The 18,401-nt window shown below is 51.5% G+C and carries 20 protein-coding genes; 17 read left to right on the top strand and 3 right to left on the bottom strand.

The window, feature by feature from the left end:
• Positions 1–42: 42 nt before the first annotated feature.
• Positions 43–1,011 carry a beta-ketoacyl-ACP synthase III gene (locus CPH80_RS05610; protein WP_096275992.1) on the bottom strand — a complete coding sequence of 323 codons (969 nt, stop codon included), beginning with the start codon at positions 1,009–1,011 and terminating at the stop codon, positions 43–45.
• A 211-nt stretch (positions 1,012–1,222) separates the two neighbouring features.
• Between CPH80_RS05610 and CPH80_RS05605 the strand changes: the two genes are divergently transcribed.
• Both CPH80_RS05605 and CPH80_RS05600 read left to right on the top strand, forming a co-directional pair.
• On the top strand, positions 1,223–2,146 hold the full coding sequence (locus tag CPH80_RS05605; RefSeq protein ID WP_096275991.1) for a glutathione S-transferase family protein: 924 nt from the start codon (positions 1,223–1,225) through the stop codon (positions 2,144–2,146).
• A gap of 22 nt (positions 2,147–2,168) precedes the next feature.
• Positions 2,169–4,505 (top strand): membrane-bound PQQ-dependent dehydrogenase, glucose/quinate/shikimate family, encoded by a 2,337-nt coding sequence (locus CPH80_RS05600; RefSeq protein ID WP_096275990.1) that lies wholly within the window; start codon positions 2,169–2,171, stop codon positions 4,503–4,505.
• 28 nt (positions 4,506–4,533) lie between these two features.
• On the opposite strand, the gene CPH80_RS05595 is transcribed toward CPH80_RS05600, so the two are convergent.
• A complete protein-coding gene (locus CPH80_RS05595) occupies positions 4,534–6,582 on the bottom strand; it encodes a TonB-dependent receptor family protein (RefSeq protein WP_096275989.1) in 2,049 nt (682 codons plus the stop codon).
• A 139-nt stretch (positions 6,583–6,721) separates the two neighbouring features.
• On the opposite strand from CPH80_RS05595, the gene CPH80_RS05590 reads away from it, so the two are divergent.
• A complete protein-coding gene (locus CPH80_RS05590; RefSeq protein WP_096275988.1) occupies positions 6,722–7,783 on the top strand; it encodes an NAD(P)H-dependent flavin oxidoreductase in 1,062 nt (353 codons plus the stop codon).
• A gap of 32 nt (positions 7,784–7,815) precedes the next feature.
• Here the strand turns inward: CPH80_RS05590 and CPH80_RS05585 are convergent, their stop codons facing one another.
• Entirely contained in the window at positions 7,816–9,018 is a 1,203-nt protein-coding gene (locus CPH80_RS05585; RefSeq protein WP_096275987.1) for an esterase/lipase family protein, read from the bottom strand.
• 181 nt (positions 9,019–9,199) lie between these two features.
• On the opposite strand from CPH80_RS05585, the gene CPH80_RS05580 reads away from it, so the two are divergent.
• From CPH80_RS05580 to CPH80_RS05495, 14 genes are all read left to right on the top strand, one after another.
• Positions 9,200–9,604 (top strand): antitoxin Xre-like helix-turn-helix domain-containing protein, encoded by a 405-nt coding sequence (locus tag CPH80_RS05580; protein ID WP_096275986.1) that lies wholly within the window; start codon positions 9,200–9,202, stop codon positions 9,602–9,604.
• Positions 9,604–10,305, top strand: coding sequence for an RES family NAD+ phosphorylase (locus CPH80_RS05575; RefSeq protein WP_096275985.1), 702 nt, complete (start codon positions 9,604–9,606; stop codon positions 10,303–10,305). Before CPH80_RS05580 ends, CPH80_RS05575 begins: the two co-directional genes overlap by 1 nt.
• A gap of 1,079 nt (positions 10,306–11,384) precedes the next feature.
• Positions 11,385–11,612 (top strand): addiction module protein, encoded by a 228-nt coding sequence (locus tag CPH80_RS05560; RefSeq protein ID WP_096275983.1) that lies wholly within the window; start codon positions 11,385–11,387, stop codon positions 11,610–11,612.
• Between the two features lie 400 nt (positions 11,613–12,012).
• A complete protein-coding gene (locus CPH80_RS05550; protein ID WP_096275976.1) occupies positions 12,013–12,408 on the top strand; it encodes a hypothetical protein in 396 nt (131 codons plus the stop codon).
• Between the two features lie 508 nt (positions 12,409–12,916).
• Positions 12,917–13,513, top strand: coding sequence for a hypothetical protein (locus tag CPH80_RS05540; RefSeq protein WP_197703613.1), 597 nt, complete (start codon positions 12,917–12,919; stop codon positions 13,511–13,513).
• A 70-nt stretch (positions 13,514–13,583) separates the two neighbouring features.
• The gene (locus tag CPH80_RS05535) at positions 13,584–13,970 is read left to right on the top strand and encodes a tautomerase family protein (protein WP_096275980.1); all 387 of its coding nucleotides are present in this window, start codon (positions 13,584–13,586) and stop codon (positions 13,968–13,970) included.
• Between the two features lie 94 nt (positions 13,971–14,064).
• Positions 14,065–14,616, top strand: coding sequence for a hypothetical protein (locus tag CPH80_RS05530; RefSeq protein ID WP_096275979.1), 552 nt, complete (start codon positions 14,065–14,067; stop codon positions 14,614–14,616).
• A gap of 147 nt (positions 14,617–14,763) precedes the next feature.
• Complete coding sequence (locus CPH80_RS05525) at positions 14,764–15,129, top strand: hypothetical protein (protein ID WP_157746855.1); 366 nt, start codon at positions 14,764–14,766, stop codon at positions 15,127–15,129.
• 96 nt (positions 15,130–15,225) lie between these two features.
• On the top strand, positions 15,226–15,723 hold the full coding sequence (locus CPH80_RS05520) for a DUF3291 domain-containing protein (RefSeq protein ID WP_096275977.1): 498 nt from the start codon (positions 15,226–15,228) through the stop codon (positions 15,721–15,723).
• Positions 15,724–15,827: 104 nt separating this feature from the next.
• Positions 15,828–16,223 carry a hypothetical protein gene (locus CPH80_RS05515; RefSeq protein WP_096275976.1) on the top strand — a complete coding sequence of 132 codons (396 nt, stop codon included), beginning with the start codon at positions 15,828–15,830 and terminating at the stop codon, positions 16,221–16,223.
• A gap of 103 nt (positions 16,224–16,326) precedes the next feature.
• Entirely contained in the window at positions 16,327–16,920 is a 594-nt protein-coding gene (locus CPH80_RS05510; RefSeq protein WP_096275975.1) for a hypothetical protein, read from the top strand.
• A gap of 104 nt (positions 16,921–17,024) precedes the next feature.
• A complete protein-coding gene (locus CPH80_RS23280; protein WP_096275974.1) occupies positions 17,025–17,444 on the top strand; it encodes a GFA family protein in 420 nt (139 codons plus the stop codon).
• A 138-nt stretch (positions 17,445–17,582) separates the two neighbouring features.
• Positions 17,583–18,050, top strand: coding sequence for a pentapeptide repeat-containing protein (locus CPH80_RS05500; protein WP_096275973.1), 468 nt, complete (start codon positions 17,583–17,585; stop codon positions 18,048–18,050).
• Positions 18,051–18,084: 34 nt separating this feature from the next.
• The gene (locus CPH80_RS05495; RefSeq protein ID WP_096275972.1) at positions 18,085–18,333 is read left to right on the top strand and encodes a hypothetical protein; all 249 of its coding nucleotides are present in this window, start codon (positions 18,085–18,087) and stop codon (positions 18,331–18,333) included.
• Positions 18,334–18,401 lie beyond the last annotated feature (68 nt).

Genomic DNA, 18,401 nt, shown 5'->3' with positions numbered 1-18,401 from the left:
AACGCAATCAGTCCACAGAGATAAGTTCTGGAATAACTCTAATCAATAGCGCAACAGCGCCGAACCCCAGGTAAAACCACCGCCAAAGGCTTCAAGAAGTACAACGTCGTTACGTTTAATGCGCCCGTCTCTTACCGCAACATCGAGTGCCAGAGGAATGGACGCCGCAGAGGTGTTGCCGTGCTTGTTAACGGTCACCACAACCTGGTCCATAGACATGTTCAGCTTTTTTGCAGTAGCCGAAATAATACGGAGGTTTGCCTGGTGAGGGACCAGCCAGTCGATATCGGACTTCTCCATCTGATTGGCTTCGAGCGTTTCATCCACGATTTTACCCAGGGTGTTTACCGCAACCTTGAACACTTCGTGACCTTTCATCTCCACAAAGGCTTCACCGGCCTTAACGCGCTCAAACCCATCGGCGATACCACAGGGTACGTGCAGCAGTTTTTCGTACTGACCGTCTGCGTGAATGTGCGTTGAAAGAATACCGGTTTCTTCATGCGCTTCCAGAATCACAGCGCCGGCGCCATCCCCGAACAGCACACAAGTGCCACGATCCGACCAGTTGATAATTCGGGAGAACACTTCAGCGCCAATAACCAGCACCTTTTTACTGGCTCCGGTTTTTATAAATTTGTCGGCGACCGAAAGAGCGTAAACAAAGCCGCTGCACACAGCTTGGATATCGAAAGCAGGGCAGCCATGAATGCCTAGCCGCGCTTGCAGAATGCAGGCAGAACTCGGGAAAATCTTATCTGGAGTGGAGGTGGCAAAAATAATAAGATCAATCTCGCGAGCATCTATGCCAGCCGCTTTTAAGGCATTTAGAGCGGCTTGTTCTGCAAGATCTACGGTGGTTTGGCCCTCGACGGCAATGTGTCGTTGCTCAATGCCGGTGCGCTCACGGATCCACGAATCCGTGGTATCAACCATTTTTTCAAGGTCTTTGTTCGTAACAATATTCTCTGGCAGGTAAGAGCCAGTGCCGGCAATACGTGCAAAGGTCATCGCGAAAATCCCACGGTGTATCCGATTTAGGAGCCAAACACTCCTTGGCTTTCGACCATGCTATACCCCTGAACCTTTGTCTGTTATTAGCGGTTTGTCAAAGACTCTGTTTAAAACCCCGCGCTGGCTGGCCTTCTCCGCCTGATACAACCGCCAGCACCCGCACTATTATGCGTTACACTTAATTCTTTGAAACAAGGACATGTTCCGAATGCCCGACCTGATTCTTTACAATTACGCGTTATCGCCTTTCTCCGAGAAAATCCGCGCAATGCTCGGGTACGCCAATTTGCCGTGGTGCTCCGTTATTGTTCGTGAAATGCCGCCCCGGCCAGAATTGAACGTGCTAACGGGTGGTTATCGCAAAGTCCCCGTTGCACAGCTTGGTGCGGATATTTTCTGCGACACGCGCGCTATTGCAGCAGAAATCGCCCGCTTGGCAGGCAAGCCAGAACTGATACTGGAAGAGCAGTCTGAAGAGGTGCAGGCGTTTGTTCGGGAAACAGATCTAGAAATCTTTCTAGCCTGTGTCATCTCGGCCAGCGACGGGCGCATGCTGCGCAAGCTGATTCGTGAGACATCCCTGATGAACACGCTTAGATTTCTTAAAGACCGCATTAATATGGGGCGGAAGTCGAGAGTCAAAGCTTTGCGGGGCGCTGCAGCGAAAGAAAAAGTTATGGCGCACATTGTCGACATGGAACAGCGCCTTAGTAATGATTTTCTTTTCGGCCCGACACCTTGTGTTGCAGATTTTTCCGCTTACCACGGGCTGTGGTTTGTTGCAGATCTGGCGGAGAAACCCTGGTTGCAAGGCTATCCGAAGGTGGGTGCCTGGCTGGCACGAATGAAGGCATTTGGGCATGGCAAGCCGGAAAACCTGAGCGCCAGTGACGCGGCCACGCGAGCCCGAAATGCTCAGCCGAGGGCACTGCCACACACCGAAGACAAAGCTCAGTTGGACCAGCAAGTAACAATTGCGCCAGATGATTATGGCCGCGACCCAGTGATCGGAACGCTGGTTTATACCGATAAGAACGAGACCATTATTGCCCGGGAAACCCAGGAAGTAGGGCTTGTGCATGTGCATTTTCCGAAACAGGGTTTTCGTGTGCGGCCTGTTGAATCGGTTTAACTGAACAGATGGAGCTTAATAGATGATTGTCTTCGCGATTCTTTTACTACTACTCGGTGTGGTTTTACTTGGTGGTGGCCTTTGGCTTGTCTCGCTTGGAGGCAGCCTGTATTACACGATTGCGGGCATAGCACTGATTGTGGCCGGGGTTTCTGTTAAAGGCCGCAGGCCGGTTGCCCGCTGGGTTTATGCCGTGTTTCTGGCAGGTACCGCTGCCTGGGCACTGTGGGAGTCTGGGCTTGACTGGTGGCCGCTGGCTACACGGTTAGGTCTATTTCTATTGCTTGCTATACCGCTATTGTTTCCTGGCCCGGCTTCTCAGAAGGGAGGCGTTATGGCCCTTTTCCCGGTATGGGTTGTGGTCGGTGTCATCACGGTATCGAGCCTTGCCTTTGACCAGCATCGAATCGATGGGGTGCTTAATCAGGACATCGTATCTGTAGATCCCGAAATGGGCGATATTTCAGATGAGAGCTGGCATGCCTACGGCCGAAGTAACCTGGGGCAGCGTTATTCGCCCTTGGATCAGATTACCCCCGAGAACGCCGGCAATCTCGAGAAAGCCTGGGAATATCAAACGGGAGATTTACAGGGCCCTGATGATGTCGGCGAGATTACCTACGAAGCAACGCCTATAAAAGTGGGTAACAGCCTGTTCCTGTGCACACCGCATAACTGGCTGGTGGCACTTAATGCAGATACCGGCGAAGAGCAGTGGGTTTACAATGCAAAAGTGCCGATGGAAAGCCAGCGGCAACACCAGACGTGCCGAGGGGTGTCGTATCTGCCTCCATCTGAAGGCGACGCAAACGCGATAAACGTTAAGGTAGCCAATGAGCCCGCAGAGGACCTTGCCAGTGTTCAGTGTGATGCCCAACTGTTCATGCCAACATCCGATGCGCGATTACTAGCGGTTGACCCCGAAACAGGTGCGCGTTGCAGTGATTTTGCCGAAGATGGCTCGCTCGACTTGATGCATAACATGCCGTTCAAACAGGACGGTTTTTATTATTCAACGTCGCCGCCCGTGGTTGCCAATGGGTTGGTCGTGGTCGCAGGCGCTGTTAACGATAACTACGATATTGACTCGCCCTCGGGCGTGATTCGCGCCTACGACGTCAAAACCGGAGAGCTGAAATGGAACTGGGATCCTGGCCATCCTGAAAACACAGACCCCATTGGTGAGGACGAAACCTACAGCAAAAGCTCTCCCAACAGTTGGGCAGTCGCAAGTGCGGATGAAGAGCTTGGGCTGATCTATTTCCCCATGGGCAACCGGGTACCGGATCAGCTGGGCATGTACCGGTCTGAAAACGACGAAAAATTTGCTTCATCTGTGGTGGCTTTAAGCTTAGAGACCGGGCAGGTAGCTTGGGTGCAGCAATTTGTTCATCACGATCTGTGGGATATGGATACTCCGGCGCAGCCTAGCCTTGTGGATCTGAACACCGAAAAAGGCAAAGAGCCTGCACTCGTGGTTCCGACCAAACAGGGTGATGTCTATGTTCTGAACCGGGAAACGGGTGAGCCAATCATTCCGATTACCGAGCAGAAAGCGCCCCAGGGCACCATCGAGGGAGATTACGCCGCCGAGATGCAGCCGGTTTCCGGTCTTAACTTCCGGCCTCCCGAATTGACCGAAGCGGACATGTGGGGTGCAAGTGTGGTGGATCAAATGATCTGTCGCATCAAGTTCCGCTCACTGCGCTATGAAGGGCAATACACGCCGCCCTCAGAGCAAGGCTCTATTGTGTATCCGGGTAATTTTGGGGTCTTTAACTGGGGTGGGATTGCTGTTGATCCTGAACGCCAGGTGATGTTTGGAATGCCGCTTTATTTGGCATTTACCTCCAAATTGGTTCTTAAGGAAGGTGCCGAACTTGGCAAAACCAATCAGGGTGAACAGGGCGTTAACGAAAACGCGGGTGCACCTTACGCCGTTGAAATGAAACCCTTCCTGTCACCGTTGGGTATTCCGTGCCAGCAGCCTCCCTGGGGTTACGTGGCGGGTGCCGACCTCCGCACCGGGGAAATCGTTTGGAAGCAAAAAAATGGCACGGTTTACGATATGACCCCGCTGCCATTACCCATTGAAATGGGTGTGCCGGGCATAGGGGGGCCGATCATCACAGGGGGCGGTGTCGCGTTTCTGGCAGCGTCCGTTGATAACTACCTGCGAGCTTATAATTTAACGACAGGTGAGCAGATATGGGAGGAACGCCTTCCAGCGGGTGGTCAGGCAACGCCTATGACGTACCTGAATAGTAAAGGAGAGCAGATGGTGGTTCTCGTCGCCGGTGGCCATGGTTCGATTGGGACCACATTCGGCGACTATGTGATTGCCTACAAGCTACCTTGAGCTGAACCCGCTACGCAGGGTTCGGGTTTCAGAAAGTGAACTCGACCCCGGCGTACCAGGTACGGCCGGCGGCAGGCTCAAAGTAACGATCATCTTTGGCGTTGATACGCACGTTGGCAAAATGATTCCTGTCGGTCAGATTGCGGATGCCAGCAAAACCTTTCAGAAGCAGGTTTTGTCCGGCATATAACGTGTTTCCAGCGCGCAGGTTCACCAGCCAGTAGTCGTCAACTTTTGTATCATTGGCATCGTCGGCGACCATACTGCCGACATAATGGCTTTCCAGAGTGGCGAAGGTTCCACCAAGACCATGCCATTGCAGACGGTTACTCCAGGTTTGCTCCGGCAGGCCGGGTAACCTGTTGCCATCGTTACCATGATCCAGACGGTAGGTATCAAACTCATAGCTGGCCAGAGTCAGTGCACTGTCTACACGCCAGCCTGGGGTCAACAACCAACCGACTGCTGCTTCGAAGCCCTTGCGGGTGGTATCTCCGGCGTTGCGGTAGAATGTCCGATCATCCTCATCCTCATCCTCCTTCTTATAGGGAATCAGTTCATCACGAACATCAATCCAGAACAGCGTTAAATCATAATCGATGCCGTTGCTGAACTCCCCACGCAGCCCTAACTCATGATTGAGTGATTTCTGCGGTTCAACGTCTGGATTGAGGCCCCCGACTCTTGATGGGTTAGCAAACTCTGAGAAGGTCGGCGTTTCGAAGGCGGTACTGATATTCGCGTACGCCTGATGAGATGTCAGGTAGCGATAGCTTAATCCCGCAGATCCGCTCCATTCATTGAACGATTGGCTCCCACTTGGGTCGTCATCCCGTGGGTAGTCATCGTCAATCTTCATCCGAACCCGATCAAAACGGACGCCAAGAGACAGGGTTAGCTGTTCATTAAGGCTCAGATCGCCCTGGGCAAACGTGCTCAGGGCAGTTGCTGTTTGCAATTCGTCGGCTACGAGGCCTTCCAGGTCTCCGGTAAACATATTGGTACGAATTCGGTCATCCCGCTGCTCTCGTGCCTCCACTCCCGCCACATAACGAAATGGCAGCCCGGCAAGTTCAAGAGCCTGACGATAATCGGCTCTCGCCCCAAAATAGTCGCGATCGTAATCGATACGGCTGTCACCAGGGTAGGGCAGCTGCTGCTCGAAATTCCGGCGCATGTAGAACGTTTTTACGCGAAGCTCCCCCGGCCCCGCAGAAAGATCCTGATATTGCAGCCCAAGCACTTGCTGATTGACGGTTTGCCCAGTATCAAACTTCTCGGTGAACTTGCCGGCCTGAGATCTGTCTGCTTCGACCTGCTCGGCGGTAAGCGCACCCGGGTCCTCCGAGCGTGGATTTTGCAGCAGGTTAATAATTGCGGTCACTGACCGGTCATTATCAAACTCCCGGCGCATCTTGGTATTGAGCAGATATTTTTCAACCTTAGCCTGGTCACGATAACCCTCATAATTAAGGGCCGAAGTGCTTATATTGTGTGACCAGGGGCCGTTGTTCTGGCTATTGCTCACTGAGACCTTGCCAAAGCTATCGCTTCCGCCAGTGAGGCGAACCGATGTGCCTTCGGGCTTACGACGTCCATCTGCCGTGGTTACGCTGATCACTCCACCTGCTGCGTTACCATACAGAACCGAGGCCGGCCCCCGGATCACTTCGATACGCTCGGCGCTATCTAGGTCGATAGCGTCCAGTTGTGCCTGACCATCGGGCAGCGTGTATGGAATGCCATCAACCATAACTGTAACGCCACGAACCCCAAAAGGCGCCCGCGCTCCAAATCCCCGTATGGCTATGCGCTCACCTTGGGCGAAGTTCTCCTGGTTCTGCAAAAAAATGCCCGGTACCTGGCCCAGACTCTCATCCAGTTTTAACCGGGGCTGGCCTTCATGAATAGCTTCTTGCTGAACGACCGACATGGCAGCCGGTGTTTCATATAAGGCACGCTCCATAACGGGTGATGTAACGACGATATCGGCCGGAGGCTGGCCGTACGCTGTCATTGTGATGGACGGGGCTATCAGCCCACTGAGAAACAGAGAGGTGTACTTTGGAATCTTCATGCACCTAGTTTAGACCGTTAAGATAAAAAGTCCTACAGCCCTCAATCTCCAAATTTGAGCGTGAGCGCGTTAACATAGGCAACGCGAAATGAGGTTTATCACCTGTTTTCCCGGACAATGCCCTATAAGGAAAATTTCTATGAATTCGCGTGAAAAATTACTAGAGCAATTAGGCATTCGCCACCCCATTATTCAAGCGCCGATGGCAGGTGTCGCCACGCCTCAACTGGCAGCCGCCGTCACTAATGCCGGTGGGCTTGGTTCATTGGGGATTGGCGCCAGCACGACCGCTCAGGCCCGGGATATGATTGAGCAGGCCCAGGCTCTCACCACCGGATCATTCAACGTGAATGTGTTCTGCCACCAACCTGCGCGCCGTGATGCGGAGGCAGAGACCGCTTGGGTTCAGTATCTCGCGCCTTTGTTCGCAGAAGCTGGCATAGAACCACCGGGCTCGCTCGATGAAATCTACACTACTTTTATTGAAGACGACGAAACGTTGAAAATGCTGCTCGAATTGAAACCAGCAGTTGTCAGCTTTCACTTCGGCCTTCCATCGGCACAATACATTGCTGCGTTACAAAAGGCGGGTATCTACACCATGGCAACGGCTACGTGCCCGGCTGAGGCGGCTACAATTGAAACGGCTGGCATTGATGCCATCGTGGCACAGGGAGTTGAAGCAGGCGGCCATAGGGGTCTGTTTAACCCCGATGCAACAGACGAGCGCCTAAGTACTATGGTGCTTGTGCGATTGCTGGCTGGCCAGACCACACTGCCCATTATTGCAGCCGGCGGCATTATGGACGGCCGCGGGATGAACGCGGCTTTAGAATCAGGCGCGGCTGCAGCTCAGTTTGGTACCGCGTTTGTTCTGTGCCCCGAGTCCTCGGCAAATACAGCGTATAGGGAAGCACTGAAAAGCGGCAGAGCTAAGGAAACACGGTTAACGAAGGTGCTGTCTGGCAGGCCTGCGCGCGGAATCGTCAACCGGCTGATTTCGTTCGGGGAGGAGAAAAACAGCCCGCCGCCAGCGGATTACCCATTGGCATACGACGCAGCCAAGTGCCTCAATGCGGCAGGTTCTAAGCTCGGTAACCACGAGTTCGCCGCGCACTGGGCGGGCCAAGGCGCACCTTTGGCGCGGGAACTGCCGGCAGCGGATTTAGTTGCGCTGATTATGGAAGAGGGGCGCAGCTAGGGGGTGCCTAGAGGGTGGCTAGAGCCTGCTCGTCAGGCTAGCCATTCCAGTACCTGATCGTGCACAACCTTGTTGTCGAGCAAATCCAGGTGATTCAGGTTTTCAAACACGCGGCAGTCTTCCGGGCGTATGGATAGCTTTTTCAAATCATCGGAATGATGCCCTTTGGCGCTATCCAGCCGAACCAAGAGATCGCCCACCATCATGCTGGTAAAAGTCGACACGTGCTTGCCGATAGTCGCGGCGATGAAATAGTGCCGAGTTCCTTCTTGCAGCGGAACCGGCTTGCGATAATCTGGGTGAAAGTCATCCTGATTAATGCCCTCCCAATCCTCGTCCAGTAAATTACCGTGTCGCAGGTCTTTGATGCCCGCGCTGGTGTGCTGGCCCAACGCAAACGGACTGGCGTAGCGGAATTTCTTCATAACGAAGGTCAACATGTTTCCGGCTTTGGCGACGGCAGAGCCATGGTGAGGTGAGCCAAGGTAAAGCGCATTTTTCAATAGCCTCGTCCAGGGCAGGTTGAGTTCGCTGCCGTACCAAGAGGCGCTGCGAATAACCAGGCCACCCATGCTGTGACCAATCAGCGCCAACTCCTCAACTTCAACCGGCCAGGCTTCAACCAGATCCTGAAGTTGGTTGCTTAACTCCCTGCCATTACTAGAAATGTGCCTTCCCGTATTGTAATTGAGATACAGAGGAGTGAAGCCATGCGCACGCTGCAATTCCGTGCCCAGGTTACCTTCATCGTGGCTTTTCCAGTACTCATGGGAGAGGCACAAGCCGTGAACTAAAACCACAATTCGTGAGCTGGCATCCGGAACCATGGTGGCAACGTTGTCTGAACCGGGTGACACTTTATCGCCATGAGCATTTCGGAAATGCATGGCAATCGCCAGCGGATTATTGCTGGCTTCCAGATGATCCCCACATACTCCGTTCAGTGCAGCTGCAACTTTCACGCTTTGTGATGAGTGCAAGATCTCTTCTTGCACTGAGAACTTATTAAGCGACTGGTGCAGCCCCAGCTGCAGCAACGAGGTAGTCGACTGAATGACTTGGTAAGTGCGGCGTCGTCGCTCTTCAGGAGGTACCCCGGCGAGGTCGCGCAGCCGATTCAGTGGGTTCGCTTCCCTCGCAATAGTGGAATGCATTTTTTCTACAATCTGAGTTACGCCACCAGCAACATCAAGGAGCAGTTGAGCGGAACCGTGTACCGACTTCACTGAAACCATTTTGCGATGCTCCACAGTTGTTCAGAATTTACTCATCAACAATACAGCTATTATCCAATAAATTCTGCCGACCACACACGGCTAATTTGCAGCCTGAAATCAAGCAAAGCCTTAGGTGTTAAAAGTGTGCGTGTTTTGCTATATTGTTCATATATGAACACAGTAAAGCGAGAGGTGCACCATGACAGCTGTTCTTGAGCGTAGAAACGCAGAGGGTGATCGCGAGGCCGAGAAAGGTCGCGTGGCGCTAAAGGGATTCTTCCGAGTAACAGAAGAGTGGGGGTGTAATGCCGAAGAGCGAAGCAAGCTTCTTGGCGGCCCATCCCGAACAACGCTCTATAACTACTCAAAGCTCAATCCTACCAAGCTCTCCAACGACACAATGGAGCGCATCAGTTACATGCTGGGTATCTACAAAGCGCTTCAGGTTTTGTACCCAACCCACGAGCGAGCTAATCGAAGGGTCCGGCTAAAGACATCGGAGGTGCCGTTTTGCGGGAAATCCGCCATGGATTTCATGGTTCAAGGGTCCATGATGAACCTGATGATGACCCGCCAGTATTTCGATGCGAAACGGGGGCGGTAATGTTCTCCACCCCCTCGCTGCATCTTCCCGAGTGGAATATCTACCGAATCATCCCCAGCCATTACCCGCCCATAGACCTGTTTGAGCGCATCTACGAGCCGGACGAATTTGAACTGGCATTTGAGATAGAGGGCATGACAAACCCTCGGCTGCGTGACGAAGCAGGGGATATTGCACTGATACAGCCCGGCGATCGCGTTGTCGGGCCTGGCAGCACACCCGTGATGGCGTCCTTTACGCATATTGGTTTTGGGAGCCGCTTTTCTGACAAGCATTTCGGGATCTATTACGCCGCTAACACTCTTGAAGCCGCTATTCGAGAGACCGTATTTCACAAAGAGCGTGAAATGGCGGCCGCCAATGAAGACTCCATCGAACTCACCATGCGAGCCTACGTGGGTTCTGTGGCATTGCAGATGCACGACATTCGAGGGCCAGAGTTTGCAGACCTGCATAACCCCGACGCGGATGATTACGCCTTAAGCCAGAAGTTTGCCAGCCGCTGGCGCAGCAAAGGATCAAACGGACTGTTGTACAACAGCGTTCGGCACCCGGGCAGTGAGTGTATAGCCGCGTTCAAACCGAAATCTGTTTCTATCCCAGTGCAGGGGCCGCACTTGAAATACTTCTGGGATGGGGACAAGCAACAAATCACTCACTGGGCTGAAATAGGGGAGGCTCATTCTTTGCGCGGCTGGTGAGAGCATTTTTTATACAGTGTTATTGAAAGAGCGTTTTGTGGAAGCCGCGCGATTACATGGTGCCGGGGAAGAAGGTGAGGTAGGGTGTTGTTTTTGATGGAGCTTTACCGACTTTGCGTTATTCGAAATTGTGTAATAGTGAAGAGGTCACGTTTGTGCAATATCGAAGCGCTCTATCTAACCACTGTTAGCTGGATTGTTGTGGTGCCTTTTGGGTGGTTTGGTGCCAGTGGCCTTGGCTCAGATTTTGTAGTAAAACCGGCGAGTTTTGGTGATTGCCAAGGCCGTCGGAATCCGTGGTCAGTTTGGTAGTTCAATCGTTCACCGGCATTGCCATAAAATTTGGTGTTCGCCGTGTGGGGCCGTCCACGCAAACTTGGGCCTGCGCCTGGTAATCTGGCGTTCAGGTTCATTCGCCGCATCGGCTGCGGTGCTTTTTGACACTGTGCATCGGCGGATTTTGGTGCAAGAGCAGCAGCGGAGTAGGCTATCATTTTGAGTGCCAAGAGCTGGGCCTGTCAGTTATACCCAGCTAACAAATCGCAGCAGTACGCGGCCTACGGCCGCCGGACGTCACTGACGTGCCGCCGCTGTGCTCAGCGTTAGCTGGATTTATGTGGCGCCTTTTTGGTGTTTCGGTGCGGGTGGCCCTGGTTCAGAGTTGGTAGTAAAACGGTCAGGTTTTGGTGTTCGCCAAGGCCGTCGAAACCGGTGGTCAGTTGGTAGTTCAGCGGTTCAACAGTGGTGATAGAAAGTTGGGCGTCCCGTTTGTGGGGCTGTCCGGCGCAAGCAAGGTTTTGGTCTGCTAATCTGATATTCAGATTCGTTCGCCGCGTCAGTTGCGGTGTTTTTAAACACGATGCATCGGCAGATTGTGTTGCAAAGGCAGCGGCGGAGTAGGCTATCATTTTGAGTGCCAACGGCTGGGCTGTCAGTTACACCCAGCTAACAAATCGCAGCAGTACGCGGCCTACGGCCGCCGGACGTCACTGACGTGCCGCCGCTGTGCTCAGTGTTAGCGCTCCAAGACACCGGACGGAACCGGCGGTACAATGAAGATGGGAATACGGAGGTAAAGTATGGTGGCTTCATTCACAGAAATTGAGCGGCAGTCCCGGAATTTGACGGTTGAAGAACGTGCTAGGCTTGCACAGTCGTTGCTAGAGTCACTTCAGTTGTCACGTTCCGATATAGAATTGGCTTGGGCCCAAGAGATCGAAGATCGCGTAGCCGCATTCGATCGTGGCGATATGCCGACCTACGCAGCAGAGGACGTTTTTGCAGAAGCGTACTACTTGTCGCGGTGAGACGCGTCAGGTTCGTTGCTGCAGCACGACGTGAATTCTTGGCTGAAGTCGTTTATTACAATGAGGAAGAGCCAGGTCTTGGCGCACGTTTTACGACAGCAGTTGAAGAGGCAACAAGTAGAGCTCTTGCGTTTCCGCTCGCTGGTTCGCCCGCGCCCAAGAATACTCGGCGGGTTTTTCTCAAGGACTTCCCATTCTCGGTCGTTTATCAGCCAACCGCCGGTGGCATCATTGTGTTCGCTCTCGCGCACCATTCGCTTCGGCCAGATTATTGGCGGACGCGTCTGCAAGAGCGCTAACCAGCGCAGGCACGGCGACGCCCTTTACATTGCGCCTTCGGCTCCATTCCAAGGGCGCGCATGCTGCGAGCGTTAGGCCAGTAAATCAGAAGAGGTTGAACATGGATATTGATGACTTCATGAGAAATACAAATGGGCCGGCCTACGAAAAAAACGAGTCAAGAAATGGGCCGCCTCTCAGCTATGTTGGCGAAAAGCTCCGGTATGCTCTGGAAAACTGCCATGACTTGCTTAAAGGAATCGAGGGTTGTGTTCCCAATAACTTGCCGCTTCCAGATGGATATCAGGAACACGCACCAATCTCAGCAAAACTGGACTTGTTGAAGAGCCCAGCACTGGCGTCTTTCCACTATCAAGTCACCGCATTTGCTGCACTTTTCAATATGCTTGGTGTGGTTAAATCGAGTAAGGACATTGAACGTTTGGTGCAAATGTCGGAAAAGGACTTCAAGAAATGGCTCGATTTCATTGAGCGCGAAGGCTCTGTGCTAGGGTGACGGCCTAACCAATACAGTCACGGCGACGGCTACTACATTGCGGCTTCGCCTCCATTTCGCAGCCGCGCGTGCTGTTGGCGTTAGCTGGATTGATGTTGTGCCTTTTGGGTGGCTTGGTGCCAGTGGCCTTGGCCCAGAGTTGGTAGCAAAACCGGTAAGTTCAGGTATTCGCCAAGGCCGTCGAAATCGGTGGTTAGTTGGCAGTTCAGCGGTTCAACAGTGGTGACAGAAAGTGGAGCGTTCCGTTTACGGGGCTGCCCAGAGCGCGCTGGGTTTTGATCTGCTAGCCTAATGTTCAGGTTCGTTCGCCGCGTCGGTTACGGTGTTTTTTGACACTGTGAATCGGCGGATATTGGCGCAAGGGGCAGCGGCGTAATAGGCTATCATTTTGAGTGCCGAGGGCTGGGCTGTCAGTTACACCCAGCTAACAAATCGCAGCAGTACGCGGCCTACGGCCGCCGGACGTCACTGACGTGCCGCCGCTGTGCTCAGCGTTAAACGGTAAACCATGGAAAGCAGGGCTCGCAGAAAATATGCTTCGATGATGTGGGAGTGTCGCTATCGGGCAGAGACACTGCGTGACTTCACGTCAGGAAAAACTCATTGCACCTATCTCCAGACCACGATCGAATCCGAAGCTCTTCAGTTGCGAAAATTGCTTGAGCTAATTGCGTTCTCCTCGCTTGTGTCATACCAAGAGGCCTACCGTTCTGTCAGAAGCGATATTGCGAAGGATTGGCACGCTGCAAGGATCTTACGCAAGATTGAGAGCATTAATCCTAAGTTTTATCCGGTCCCAATCGACGGCTTTAACAGACAGGGCTGGAATAGAGTTCAAGGCGGCTACCTCACGAGAAAGCAGTTCGAAAGGTTATATGATAAATGTGGAGCAATGCTTCACTCCCAGAATCCGTTTTCAAAAAGGAAGAGTTCATTGGCCTTTCACAAAAAAGTGCCTGAATATTTGGGCAGGATCGAGGCTCTATTGTCAGAGCATTTGGTGGCGCTTGCTGACTCACAAGAACTCATTCATGTGATCGCTCCGATGGAAGAAAATGCACCAATTCAGGTCCGACACTTAGTGCGGGAAACGAACCACGTTTAACAAATCGCGTAAGGCGGACGTCCCTGACGGGCCGCCGCTTCGCTTCGCGTTACACATCGCAGGAGGCATTGTGATAGTCATCTACGGAATTAAGGAACACCTGAATCCAGTCAAGGCGAAGCTTTCCGATGTTATTCATGGGTGTATGAGGTCGGTTTTAGGTATGCCGGAGGACAAGCGCGCTCATCGGTTCATACCGCTAAACGCCGAGGACTTTTTCTATCCAGGTGGCCGGACGCCCGCTTACACTGTTATTGAAATCAATATGATGCAGGGCCGAACTCCCGATACTCAGAAAGCCCTCATAAAGGAGCTATTCAGCCGAATTGAGTCGGAGATTGGTATTTCGCCTGTGGACGTGGAAGTGACGATTAAGGAGCAACCAGCCCACTGTTGGGGGTTCCGTGGCATGACCGGAGATGAGGCGCGAGATCTCAAGTACTCTGTCAATGTGTAACAAAACGCTCAAGTATGTTCCCGGCCTTCGGCCGTCCACCGGACGGCTTTTAGCCGCCGCTTAGCTATGCGTTATATGCAAAAATGAGGTGAAAATGCTTAGCTTTCTTTTATTAATTGGCTCTATCACGGCTGGCTTTATTTACTCAAGCTGGTTTTTTATAGCGTCGCTTTGTATATTATTTTATAAGCTACATAAGTGGTATTACTATCAAAGTAAACCTTGGAGGATAGTACATTTTCCTATGATGAGATCATATGCGCAGGCATGTGGGATTGTGCAGAATGAGGCAGATCAAAACAATAAAGATTTTCAGTTCAAAAAAGCTGTTATTCTCATGCTCGATTTACTAAATCCAGTTAAGTTAGATTTGTCTCATGAACAAATTGTCGAACAGGAATGTATGCGATTGAGTTCATTTTATGATAAACGATTAATTCGCAACCACTTAAAAAAATCAAATATCGAAGAAGATAAAATAGATTCAATATTACACTCCATAAAAAATAGAATTGATACTGCTGATAACAACTACATAAATTATCTTACTGTTCGTATGGTAATTGCTTCTGTTTTAGCATCACAATTTGATGAGGATGCAAGAGGAGAGTATGTATTTAATATTTTCAATGGTAGAGCAGTGTAAATGCATATAACAAAGGCAATCAAGACGGACAGCTAAACGTTGGCTGCTGTTCGTTCCTCACAACAATTATAGCCAACATTTATCTGACCGCTTATTGCGGCGTTAGGCACTACACACCACAATCTGAGTTTGAGTAAGATTCAAAGTATGAAAAAGGTATCAGAAATGCTCATAGCAGTTAGCGGTGACCTGTTAAAGAGCGTGGATAATCTTGAGGAAATGCAGGCACACTTGGATTTGGTGAAGACTGCATGGAATATGTCGCTTTCATCTGGAAAAAAACGAAATGGAAGGCTCAAAAAATTTATTGAGTCTCAACGAGGCTGGGCGCCAAGCATCGAGGCACTCGAAGGTTTAGAGTGGGAATTCAGGCGAATCATGCAGCAAAAGGACAAGCTTTTTCCTACGGTCAAGAAAAAAGTAGAGTTTGCGACGGCCATTGAGGAAGACACGAACGACTATATTATACGGGCGTACTTCACAAATGGTGCCGAGCCGCCCCCGATCACCTAACAATCACAGGCACGGCGACGCCTACTACATTGCGGCTTCGCCTTCATTCCGTAACCGCGCGTGCTGTTGGCGTTAAGTGTTTTTAGGGAGGAAGCTGTGAGTAAGTATCATATCGCCCAACTCAACATTGCCACGCTGATGGCTCCGATTGATTCGCCGCAGCTTTCGGATTTTGTCGCAAATCTTGATAGGATCAATGCGTTGGCAGAGGAATCTCCGGGTTTTGTCTGGCGGCTTCAAACCGAAGACGGTGATGCTACCAGTATCGATTATTTCGGTTCAGATAAGATCGTGAATCTTTCCCTCTGGGATTCGGTCGAGGCTTTGCATAATTACGTTTATCGGTCTGCCCACGTTGAGGTCATGCGCCGCAAGAAAGAGTGGTTTCACAAAATGGGTGAGGCTTACATGGTTCTTTGGTGGGTGCCTGCCGGTCACATTCCGTCAATTGAAGAGGCAGCCCACAAGCTGAACATTCTGCAAAAGCGTGGCCCAACCGTGGAGGCTTTCATATTCAAAAAAGCATTCCCGGCTCCCAGTGACCTCGCCACTGCGCCAGCCGAGACTTGGGATGGTGAATGTCCAGCCACTTAACCAATCGCTCAAGTACGTTCCCGGCCTAGTGGCCGTCCACCGGATGCCCTTGTCAGGGCACCGCTTAGCTTCGCGTTAGGCCAGTAAATCAGAAGAGGTTGAACATGGATATTGATGACTTCATGAGAAATACAAATGGGCCGGCCTACGAAAAAAACGAGTCAAGAAATGGGCCGCCTCTCAGCTATGTTGGCGAAAAGCTCCGGTATGCTCTGGAAAACTGCCATGACTTGCTTAAAGGAATCGAGGGTTGTGTTCCCAATAACTTGCCGCTTCCAGATGGATATCAGGAACACGCACCAATCTCAGCAAAACTGGACTTGTTGAAGAGCCCAGCACTGGCGTCTTTCCACTATCAAGTCACCGCATTTGCTGCACTTTTCAATATGCTTGGTGTGGTTAAATCGAGTAAGGACATTGAACGTTTGGTGCAAATGTCGGAAAAGGACTTCAAGAAATGGCTCGATTTCATTGAGCGCGAAGGCTCTGTGCTAGGGTGACGGCCTAACCAATACAGTCACGGCGACGGCTACTACATTGCGGCTTCGCCTCCATTTCGCAGCCGCGCGTGCTGTTGGCGTTAAAATCCCTTCGGAGGTATCGATGAAGAGTCTATCTGTAGCACTTCTCATGCTCTTAATTACCGGTTGCGCGACAACAAAAATGCAAACGCACGTCGATCCCGAGCATAGGGATCGAACTTACTCGAAAATATTAGTTGATGCACCGAATGCGAATTTTGAGTTCAAAGACTTAATGATCACTGAGCTGTGCAGTGGTCTAAGGGAAAGGTCAGTAGAGTGCATAACGAAGGATGACCTGTTCCCCCCTACCAGAGAATACTCAGAGCCTCGAATTTTCGAAATCATTGATCAGAATGGTATCGATGGTTGGCTAATCGTTGGTATCGGATCAGGTGCGACTAACAGCCAGTATATGGGGTCTCAAACATTTGGATCTGCTACAGTTTACGGCAATACCATTTCGGGTAGCGCGAACTCCATGGCAATGTATTCCTTCAGTCGGCAGCAAGGCTATTCGATAACCATGTTTGATATGGAAACGAAGCACAAGGCTTTCATCATGGAAGCCAGTACCTCTGCATCGGGCTTGGCTAACATAACTAACACGGTTTTCGCAGAGAGTTTGGCAAACAAAATAATCAATGAAATGTCCACTGCTGGCTTTGTTGAGTAGCGAATTTTAACAAGGCCAGGCACGGCGACGGCTACTGCATTGCGGCTTCGCCTTCATTCCGTAGCCGCGCATGCTGGCAGCGTTCGGCAGCAATGAGGATTTAAATGATCGAGCCTATGACCCGTATAAATTCTGGTAAATGCCGCTGCGGGGCATACCGATTCCATGTGTCTGAGGAGCCGTTTTGGGTATCGTATTGCCATTGTGGTGATTGCCGCAAGTCGACAGGAGCACCGGTTACAGTTTTCGCGGGGTTCAAAATTGAGAGCGTGAAGCTCACCGGGTGCGAAGCTACAACCTATAGAGCTATACCGGAGGTAACACGCTTATTTTGTTCACGGTGTGGGACGCCAATCGGATATCAAGATGTTCGACTACCGGGTGAAATTTATTACTACATCGGAATTTTGGAAGAACAAACGATAGTTGTTCCGCAGGTGCATGCCTGGACGGTGGAGCGCTTGTGTTGGCTTAATATAACTGACGATTTGCCAAGCTATCAGCACTTTAGCCGACCACGGTAGAGTAGTTATCGTGCGTAGGCAGATGCTGCCGAACAATACGCTCAAGTTCGTTCCCGGCCTGGCGGCCTTCCACCGGATGCCCTTATCAGGGCACCGCTTAGCTTCGCGTTAGGCCCTTCCGGGCACAAGGAGATATCCATGCGGAATAAGAGTAAAAGTCGTCCAGATCATAGCAAGGTTGACTGGAGGAATTTGACAAAAACTGGGGAAAACTTCCGAAAGTTTAAGTTTTTCAGTGCACGGTTTGAGTTCAGTAAGCTCACCAATTGTGATTTTTCGGCAGTTTCAGCAAAGCGAGCATGCTTCATAAAATCTGACCTTTCTGGAAGTGATTTCACAGGTGCAAATCTAGAGGGGGCCAACTTCGGTGGCGCGAACTTGACTGGTGTTAATTTCAAGAGTGCCGTGTTAAAGCATGCGAATTTCGAAAACGCTATTGTTGACGGAGCAAATTTTTTGAATGTGAACATCAACATGGCAAAAAAGCTGAAACTTTCAGAGTCTCAGCTGCGCGAGATTGAAGAAGCTAAGCAGGCAGAAAAGGACAGAGCGGCGGCCGACTTGGCGGCAAGAAAAGCAAAGAAAGAAGCGGAATCAACTCAATAGCCTAACAATTACAGGCACGGCGACGGCTACTACATTGCGGCTTCGCCTCCATTCCGCAGCCGCGCGTGCTGTTGGCGTTAGCTGGATTGATGTGGTTCCTTTTTGGTGGCTCGGTATCAGTGGCCTTGGTTCAGGTTTGGCAGCAAACCGGCGAGTTTCGGTGTTTGCCAAGGCCGTCGAAATTGGTGGTCAGTTGGCAGCACAGCCGTTCAAAAGTGGCGACAGAAAATTGGGCGTTCTGTTTGTGGGGCTGTCCGGCGTAAGCAAGTTTTTGGCCTGCTAATCTGGCGTTCTGGTTCATTCGCCGCATCGGTTGCAGTGTTTTTGACACTGTGCATCTGCGGATCTTGG

This window comes from Marinobacter sp. LV10R510-11A (assembly GCF_900215155.1).
Taxonomy (GTDB): domain Bacteria; phylum Pseudomonadota; class Gammaproteobacteria; order Pseudomonadales; family Oleiphilaceae; genus Marinobacter.
Note: the sequence above shows the minus strand (reverse complement) of the source record. Positions and strands in the feature narration are given on the sequence as shown.